An 8,034-nucleotide genomic window follows, 5' to 3' on the forward strand; every position below is an offset into this window, starting at 1 on the left:
CGGGCCGGCGGCCGGGCCGGAGCGGGGCGGAGACATGAGCGTCGGCCCGGCGGCGAGCCGGGCCGCGCGGCGAGCGGAGCGAGCCCTTGAAGACGTGGAGAAAGTCTGAGCCAGGTCAGGGCCCCACGTCGTAGATCAGGTCCAAGTCGCTGCCCGGCAAGTGGAGTTCTTCGAGGGCCAATGGGCGGCTGTCGTTCCCAGTTGCGACCCGGAGGAGCTGGAAGACCGGCATTCCTTCTCCGAGATTGAGCGTCTTCGCCTGGTCCGGTAGGGGCATCCGCGTTCGTACGTGCTCGGTGAAGGCGAGTTCGTGCCCCAGCTCGGCCAAGGCGGCGTAGAGCGCCGGCGCCGGAGGCGGTGCCGTCTCCTCGTACTTGGTTCCGGCCAGAACCGAGAACGGCACGTAGGTGCGGTGGAGTTGGCGCAGGCGGCCAGCGTTGGCGGTCTGCAACACGTCGTACGTGAACATCGGCTCGCCTGGTGGGATGCGGAGCAGTTCGGCGAGGGCGAGCGGGGCGTCCGTGCGGGTCGCCGTTGGGGGCTCGGCGTCTGTCCAGCTGATGCCATCCGCGTCGACGTACTCTCCATCGGCGGTGCGGCGCACCGCGCGTGGACGTGTGAGGCTCGGCCGGCTGTGAAGGGAGCGGACGAACGCGCCTCGTCCCGCCATGACTTCGATCAGCCCTGATGCCCGGAGCTCCGCGATGCCTTGCCGCACGGTCGGTCGTGTGACCTTGAACAGCTCCGCGAGCTTGTCCTCCGAGGGGACAGGGCGGCCCTCCGGGAACGTGCCGTTGAGGATGCCCTCGCGCAAGTAGTCAGCAATCGCACGGTACTTGGGCTGTTGCTCCTGCTCGCTGCGCTTCTTCGTCGGCATCCCGGCTCCGTGAGGTGGCTGGTTCGTCAGCGGGTACAGCGTCTCTCACTTCATGTCGGTTGACAACCCGTACTACGGGTGGGCACTCTGTTCGTGCTGTACCCGTAGTACGGGTTGTAAAGCACTCTGGAGGAACGGCCTTCGGAGACAACTGACATGGAGGTCAAGCAGTGGCAGTCCTGCCGATCGATACGGCGAAGTACACAGGGATCATCTGCGCAGTCCCGCCCGCTCCGCGCATCGCGGACCGGGAAACGGGGCGCGTGCGGGTGGACCGCGACACAGGCAAGACCGTCTACCAGGTCGGTCTGTGTCTGATGTCGGCCACGTCCGCCGACGTGGTCAACGTGAGCTTCCCCGGCGAGCCGGCCGGGGTTCAGAACGGCGTCCCGGTACAGGTCCGGGACCTGGTCGCGGTGCCGTGGGAGAACGAGGGGCGGCACGGGATCGCCTATCGCGCCGCCGAGATCAAGCCCCTTGCGGCTACCCCCAGCGGTAAGGGGGCGAGCCAGTGATCCATTCGGCAACCGCTTCGACGCACTCGGCCGGTTCCGGCTGGCTGAGTGGCGTACTGGTGGTCGCCGCCGCGCTTGCGTCGGGCCTGCTCATCGCGGGCCCGGCCCTGCGCCGGCGCTACCCGGTGGTCTGGTGGGTGTGCAACGGCTTCCCTGCCGCATGCATGCGCGTCGTACGGACCTGGCGCCCGCTGATGGCCGGGTGTGGCTTGGCAGTCAGCCGTAGGGCAGCGCTGACGGTGGTCTCCGGACTTGTCGGCAACGGAGCACCGCCGCCTCAACCGCGGGTACCGCGGCGGGGGTTGATGATGCCCACGCGCGACGGCTTCCGTCTCCGCATACGCATGCTGCCCGGTCAGGTGCCGGAGGACTTCGTCAAGGCGGCTCCGGCTATGGCGCATGACTGGGAGGTTCATGCGGTCCGGGTGAGCACCTGGAGGCCGGGCGTTGTGCGGGTCGTTGCCTCGGCGACGGACCCGTTGAAGGAGCCGCGCGTACCTCGACAGCGGACGCCTGGACGTCTGCTCCGCGTCAGTGTCGGCGTGTTGGAGACCGGCGCTCAGTGGGCCATGGATCTCCGGCAGGTGCCGCACTGGCTGATCGTGGGAGCGACTCGTTCCGGCAAGTCGACGCTGATCAACGCCTTGGTCGCGGGTCTCTCGCGACAGCACGTAGCGCTGGTCGGCATCGACTGCAAGGGCGGGATGGAGCTTTCGCTCTACGAGCCTCGACTGTCAGCACTGGCTACCAACCGCCGGCAAGCCGTGAAGCTGCTCCGTGCGCTGGTCGACCTGACTTTGGACCGGATGACGGTCTGCCGCGAAGCTCGCGTACGGAACGTGTGGGGACTGCCGGAGAAGGAGCGTCCGGTCCCGGTCGTCGTCATCGTCGACGAGTTGGCAGAGCTGTTCCTCGTCGCCAGTCGGGGAGAGAAGGACGAAGCGCAGGCAGCGGCAACGGCGCTAATCCGGCTCGCGCAACTCGGAGCGGCACTCGGGGTGTTCCTCGTCGTGGCGGGGCAACGGGTCGGCTCCGACCTCGGGCCCGGCGTGACGGCGCTGAGGGCGCAACTCGGCGGCCGGATATGTCACCGCGTGGCCGACCCGGGCACGGCTGAGATGGCCCTCGGCGACCTCAACCCGGACGCACTGCATGCGGCTCAGGCCATCACTCCCGAACAAGCCGGGACGGCCGTCCTTGCCTCGGCCGACGGATGGGATCGCGCCCGATCCCACCTGGTCTCCGAGATGGAGGCAGAAGCCATCGCGGCCGAGTGCGCCCATCTGACGCCGTACGTACCGGAGTTGGCGGAAGCCGTCGGCGCCGCCCCAGCCGGTCCGTCCACGCACATCGAACGACTCGACAGCGACGAATGAGAGGGAAAGAGCGTGCTCGTAACGATGTCAGGAGCGCTGCTGCTCGGCCTGCTGATCGCACTTCTGATCCGCATCCGCTACCTGCGGTGGCTCGAAGTCCTGCTCTGCTCGGTCTTCGGCTTCCTGCTCGCGAAGACCGCCGCGGCGCCGGTCGTACAGACCGTGATCGAAGGCGTCGGCGGATTCCTCGGCCAACTCCAGTTCTGACCGGACCTCTGGAGGCGGTCATGACCTACCCGCTCACTTGCAAAGCGGGCTCCCGACGGGGCGCGAAGTCGCCAAACCCGACCCCGTCAGGGCCCTACTCCATCCACCTCATGAACAGCGAAAGGAGCAGCCTCACCTTGTCCACTGCGCCTCGATCGCGCAAATCGCCGCGCCCCTGGTGCGAGCTGAGAGACGACGAGCGGCCGACCTGTGCCGGACGGGAACAGGTCGTTCTCGTCAGCACAGACGACGAAGAGCACTGGACGTGCCCCGAGCACGCCGCCGCTCTGTGGCTGACCGAGCCGACGCTGCGCTTCTCCGCCAAGTCGCGGCAGGGAGCCATCGCGGAAGCGATGCGGCACGCCTTCGGGGGTGGCCGATGACTGCACACCAGGTCGCCGGCCTCCTCGACCGTGCCACGCGTCCCGACTTCGACGCATGGCGTCGACACATCGTCCGGCTCGGCGGGTGTATCAACCCTGTGCATCTCGTCGGCCGGTCGGTACTCGTCGACACGGTAACCGGGGAAGCACTGCACCAAGTCGGTAAGGATGGGCCCGACGGTCGGCTGATGACGGCTTGCGGCAACCGGCGAGCCACTGTGTGCCCCACCTGCTCACGCGTCTACCGCGCGGACACGTATCAACTGATCCGTGCCGGGCTGACGGGTGGGAAGAACGTTCCGACGGAAGTCGACGCGTACCCCCGGGTGTTCGCAACCCTCACCGCTCCGGGCTTCGGCCCGGTCCACACTCGCCGCGAGCGGAACAGTCGGCCTCTGGCCTGTCGTCCTCGTCCGGCGGGGGAGAGGTGTCGACACGGCGCTGCCGTCGGCTGTCATCTGCGTCATGCGGAGCATGATGCGCGGCTCGGCGAACCGCTCTGCGCTCGTTGCTACGACTACGCGGGCGCTGTGCTCTGGCAGGCGCAGGCGGGGGAGTTGTGGCACCGCTTCACGTTGGAGCTGCGTCGGGAACTCGCCCGCATAGTCGGGCTGTCCCGCACGGACTTCGCGAACTCGGCTCGACTCTCGTACGCCAAAGTCGCGGAGTACCAACGGCGGGGTCTGGTCCACTTCCATGCCGTGATCCGCCTCGACGGTCCGGAGGGGCCGGAGGTGGGTCCGCCCGCGTGGGCGACAACGGATCTGCTGTCTGCGGCAGTTCCGCAAGCCGTCGTACGCGTCAGAGTTCTGGCTGTCGGGTCGGACGTGGTCGGCCGACGACTGCTGCGCTTCGGACCGCAGGTCGACGTACGGCCCGTGACGTCGGCCGACATCGGGGGCCTGTCGTCGGCTGCCGTCGCTGCCTACATCGCCAAGTACGCGACGAAGGGGGCCGAGAGCGCCGGTGCCGTAGACCGACGCATCTACCGGTCCGCCGACTTGGCAGAGCTACCCGTGCGGGATCACACGCTTCGGATGATCGGCACGTGTTGGTGGCTCGGGGGCCTGGAGCCCTTCGAGCCGCTGCGGCTGCGCCGCTGGGCGCACATGCTCGGCTACCGGGGTCACTTCTCGACCAAGTCCCGGCGCTACTCGACGACGTTGACTGCGCTTCGCGATGCCCGTACCGAGCATCGCGCGGAGGAGCAACGGCAGAGGCTTGGCCTGACCGATCGCTCGACCGCTCTCGTTGGCGACTGGCGCTACGCAGGTCGCGGCTACACCGCGGAGGCTGCCCTCATCGCCGCTTCGCTACGTGAGGGGAGTGGCGGACATGACGCGTAGCCGGAACGAACTCCTCACTGTCCGGGAGGTCTTGGACGAGCTGGGCGGAGTGTCGCGGCGCACCTTCTACCGCTGGCGCGAACTGCGTATCGCTCCGCGCTGCATACGGCTGCCCAACGGCGAACTTCGTGTCCGACGCGATGCGCTGGACGACTGGCTCAAGGACAGGGCGGAGGGGGCCGTATGAAGTCGTACAAAGTCTCCGTCTGGAAGCTCAGTACGAACCGAACGACCAAGAAGCCGACGTACCTCGTCCGCTGGTCTGTCGACGGCCGAACCTTCAGCGAGTCGCACAAGACCAAGGCGCTCGCCGACCGATTCAGGGCAAAGCTCCTTCGCGCGCTCGACAAGGGCGAGCCCTTCGACACAGTTACAGGGCTTCCGGACTCGCTTCGGAGCGGCAAGACAGCGCTCAGTCTGCTGGAACTTGCGGTGAAGTACGTGGATCACCGTTGGCCCGATGCCTCGGCGAAGCAGCGCGACAGCATGACCGATGCCTTGGCGGTCGCTGTGCCAGCCCTGACCAAAGCGGCTCGGGGCCGGCCCGAACCGACGGTGGTCCGCCGGGCGCTGCGCTCCTACGTTCTCCCTACTCCGCGGCGTGAGCGGGAGAGACCAGAAGAGGTCGCGGCGGCTGTGCGGTGGTTGGAGCGGGCCTCGCTGCCGGTGGCGGAGCTGACGGACATCGACCGCGTGCACGCACTGGTGGACGCGCTCGGCCGGAAGCTCGACGGCAAGCCGGCGGCCAATCAGACCTATCGGCGCCGTCGGGCGGTCACGTACAACGCTCTCGCGTACGCCGTGGAGCTGGAGTTGCTGTCAGCCAACCCACTGGACAAGGCACGGCGGAAGCGAGAACAACAACCGGTGCAGGAGGTCGACAGTCGCGTAGTCGTCAATCCTCGCCAGGCGCGGGAACTTCTCACCGCGTGTACGTACGTCGGTGGTTTCGAGCGCGCTTCGGGCCGGCGCCTCCGGGCCTTCTTCGGTTGCCTTTACTACGCGGCTACGCGTCCGGGAGAAGCGCTTGGTCTGCGCCGTTCCGACTGCGAGTTGCCGACGACTGGTTGGGGGCGGATCACCGTGGAGGAGACACGCCCCTCGGTCGGCAAGTCCTGGACGGATAGCGGCGAGGCGCACGACAGGCGCGGGCTCAAGCAACGCAGCCCGGGGGAGGTGCGGAGAGTACCGATCCCGCCGCCGCTGGTGCGGATGCTGAATGAGCACCTGGAGGATTTCGGTGCGGCTGAGGACGGCCGGATCTTCGCCAGTGAGCGAGGAAACGTCGTCGCCTCATCGTCGTACTACAGGGTGTGGCGGCAGGCGCGGGAGCTGGCCCTCATGCCGGAGCAAGTGTCATCGGTGCTGGCGGCCAAGCCGTACGACTTGCGGCACGCTTGCGTGTCGCAGTGGCTCAACTCCGGTGTCCCTGCTCCGGAGGTCGCCCGGCGGGCCGGCCACTCGGTGGAGGTCCTGCTCAAGATCTACGCCAAGTGCATCGACGGCCAGGAGGCCGAGATGAACGACCGGATCATGAAGGGACTGGGAGATGACGAAACCGGCATCTTGCTGGTCTAAGCGCACTCAATGAGTACAAGAAGGGAGCTCTCACCGTGAGAGCTCCCTTCTTGTACGATTACGCGCAGTAGAAGGCTCCCCCGCCAAGGTTGCGACGACGACGGGAGCCATGTTGCGTCCCGCCAGCAACAACAGGAGCAAGGTGGCTCTGTCGTCGCAGGGCCCTCAACCTGACTCCGTGATGGGGGTTGTTGTGGGGCAGCTTTCGGTTACCCGGGCACTGGCCGTTTGCCTGGTGATTGCCTTGTCCGCGCTGGCAGCAGTGATTGCTTCCTGGGTCGCTTCAGCGACGGGTGCGGAGTGGTCGACCACATTGGCTCTGGGAGCCACTGTGTTTGGCGTCGCGGCCACTGCGTGCGGATGGGCCGTTTCCTTCCTCGCAGGGCGCTGAGGGCGGCGCATCGACAACATTGACGCTGGCTGGAGCCTGATGGCGGAAGGTTGCGGTGCGAGGTGCCGCGGCTGGCTCTGAGCTGCCGCGAAGCCGTCCAAGATCATGACGCTATTACAACGTGATCACTGTCATGAGGCTGCTCCGAGCCGCATTCGCCTGCACACGCAACAACGCCCCGCAACCAGCATCCAGCCTGGTCACAGGGCGTTTAGGCACTTGATGAGAAGTACCCCCGGCAGGATTCGAACCTGCGCACACGGCTCCGGAGGCCGTGCGAGAGATCGAGGAGGTGGTACCCGTGAACGCAGTGTCGACATGGGTGCTCCCCTGCGGGGTCACGGTCGGGCGGTAGAACAGGTCGTCCGGGAGCGCCGTCCCAGTGCACTCCCGAAAGGCACGACCATGCATCTCACGTCCGAACGGCGCCTCGACGACGGCGTCCTGGAACGCGCATTCACCCTCGGCGAGATCCCCGGCATCCTGTGGACGCCCGGACCCGTGTCTGCACCGGCACCGGCACCGCTGATCCTGCTCGGCCACCCTCCCCTCGGGCTGCGCACGATGTACCCGCGGCTGGCGGCCCGAGCCCGGCATTCCGCGGCGGAGGGCTTCGCCACGGCCACCGTCGAACTCCCCGGAAGCGGCGACCGGCCTCGTCTGCCCGCCGTCGAGCGGGCCCGCGCCGACCTGCGCGGGGCGATGGAGGCCGGCGAGCCGGTCAGCGACGAGACCGTCGACGCCCTCGTCCTCCCGCTGGTCGACAAGGCGGTACCGGAATGGCGAGCCGCCCTGGACGCCCTCCTGTCGCTGCCCGAAGTCGGCGGCCCGGTCGGGTACTCGGGAGGAGTCATCTCCATCGGCATCCGGCTGGCGGTGGTCGAGCCGCGCATCGTGGCCGCCGGCCTCTTCGCCGGGAGTCTCGTGCCCCGTGCCATGTTCGAGGAGGCCCGGCAGGTCACCGTTCCGCTGCACGTCCTGTTGCAGTGGGACGACGAAGGCAACGACAGGCAGGCGGCTCTGGATCTGTTCGACGCCTTCGGCTCCACGGAGAAGTCCCTGCACGCCCACATGGGAGGGCACACCGGCGTCCCACGGTACGCGGGGGACGCCGCAGCCCGGTTCTTCGCCCGGCATCTGAAGTGAAGCCGGGCGGGAGGCAGTTATGCCTGACGTCATGAACTGCTCGGTCTCTGCGGATCCTTGAGCGCCGCCCGACTCGTGTACAGATGCTGCCGGTGCGAGCAGCACGGGCGCATCGCGCGGCACTGCGGGGGGGGAGGAGGGAGCCGGCCGCCGGGGAGCCGTCGCTACGCCGCGTCGAGGAGCCCCGCGGGGTGCGCCGCCGCCGGGCCGAACCG

The 8,034-nt window shown here is 67.9% G+C and carries 9 protein-coding genes and 1 tRNA gene; 8 read left to right on the plus strand and 2 right to left on the minus strand.

The window, feature by feature from the left end:
• Positions 1 to 115: 115 nt before the first annotated feature.
• Positions 116 to 877 carry a GntR family transcriptional regulator gene (locus tag AN218_RS05445; protein WP_070015470.1) on the minus strand — a complete coding sequence of 254 codons (762 nt, stop codon included), beginning with the start codon at positions 875 to 877 and terminating at the stop codon, positions 116 to 118.
• A 170-nt stretch (positions 878 to 1,047) separates the two neighbouring features.
• On the opposite strand from AN218_RS05445, the gene AN218_RS05450 reads away from it, so the two are divergent.
• The 7 genes from AN218_RS05450 to AN218_RS05475 all read left to right on the plus strand — a co-directional run bounded on the left by AN218_RS05450 (position 1,048) and on the right by AN218_RS05475 (position 6,282).
• Positions 1,048 to 1,392, plus strand: a complete 345-nt coding sequence (locus AN218_RS05450) for an SCO3933 family regulatory protein (RefSeq protein ID WP_070015471.1) — start codon at positions 1,048 to 1,050, stop codon at positions 1,390 to 1,392.
• Complete coding sequence (locus AN218_RS05455) at positions 1,389 to 2,768, plus strand: FtsK/SpoIIIE domain-containing protein (protein WP_244900303.1); 1,380 nt, start codon at positions 1,389 to 1,391, stop codon at positions 2,766 to 2,768. The genes AN218_RS05450 and AN218_RS05455 overlap by 4 nt, the downstream gene beginning before the upstream one ends.
• A gap of 12 nt (positions 2,769 to 2,780) precedes the next feature.
• Complete coding sequence (locus AN218_RS05460; protein WP_070015472.1) at positions 2,781 to 2,975, plus strand: hypothetical protein; 195 nt, start codon at positions 2,781 to 2,783, stop codon at positions 2,973 to 2,975.
• A gap of 137 nt (positions 2,976 to 3,112) precedes the next feature.
• Positions 3,113 to 3,358 carry a hypothetical protein gene (locus tag AN218_RS34165; protein ID WP_079131843.1) on the plus strand — a complete coding sequence of 82 codons (246 nt, stop codon included), beginning with the start codon at positions 3,113 to 3,115 and terminating at the stop codon, positions 3,356 to 3,358.
• Positions 3,355 to 4,704: a replication initiator gene (locus tag AN218_RS05465; RefSeq protein WP_070015473.1), complete on the plus strand. Its 1,350-nt coding sequence runs from the start codon at positions 3,355 to 3,357 to the stop codon at positions 4,702 to 4,704. The genes AN218_RS34165 and AN218_RS05465 overlap by 4 nt, the downstream gene beginning before the upstream one ends.
• Positions 4,694 to 4,891, plus strand: a complete 198-nt coding sequence (locus AN218_RS05470; RefSeq protein ID WP_171908608.1) for a helix-turn-helix transcriptional regulator — start codon at positions 4,694 to 4,696, stop codon at positions 4,889 to 4,891. Before AN218_RS05465 ends, AN218_RS05470 begins: the two co-directional genes overlap by 11 nt.
• Complete coding sequence (locus tag AN218_RS05475; protein WP_070015475.1) at positions 4,888 to 6,282, plus strand: tyrosine-type recombinase/integrase; 1,395 nt, start codon at positions 4,888 to 4,890, stop codon at positions 6,280 to 6,282. The genes AN218_RS05470 and AN218_RS05475 overlap by 4 nt, the downstream gene beginning before the upstream one ends.
• Positions 6,283 to 6,903: 621 nt before the next feature.
• Here the strand turns inward: AN218_RS05475 and AN218_RS36420 are convergent.
• A tRNA-Arg gene (locus AN218_RS36420) sits at positions 6,904 to 6,997 on the minus strand.
• 81 nt (positions 6,998 to 7,078) lie between these two features.
• On the opposite strand from AN218_RS36420, the gene AN218_RS05480 reads away from it, so the two are divergent.
• Complete coding sequence (locus AN218_RS05480) at positions 7,079 to 7,819, plus strand: alpha/beta hydrolase (RefSeq protein WP_070015476.1); 741 nt, start codon at positions 7,079 to 7,081, stop codon at positions 7,817 to 7,819.
• The last annotated feature ends 215 nt before the right edge of the window (positions 7,820 to 8,034 follow it).

The organism is Streptomyces nanshensis, from assembly GCF_001751255.1.
Lineage (GTDB): Bacteria > Actinomycetota > Actinomycetes > Streptomycetales > Streptomycetaceae > Streptomyces > Streptomyces nanshensis_A.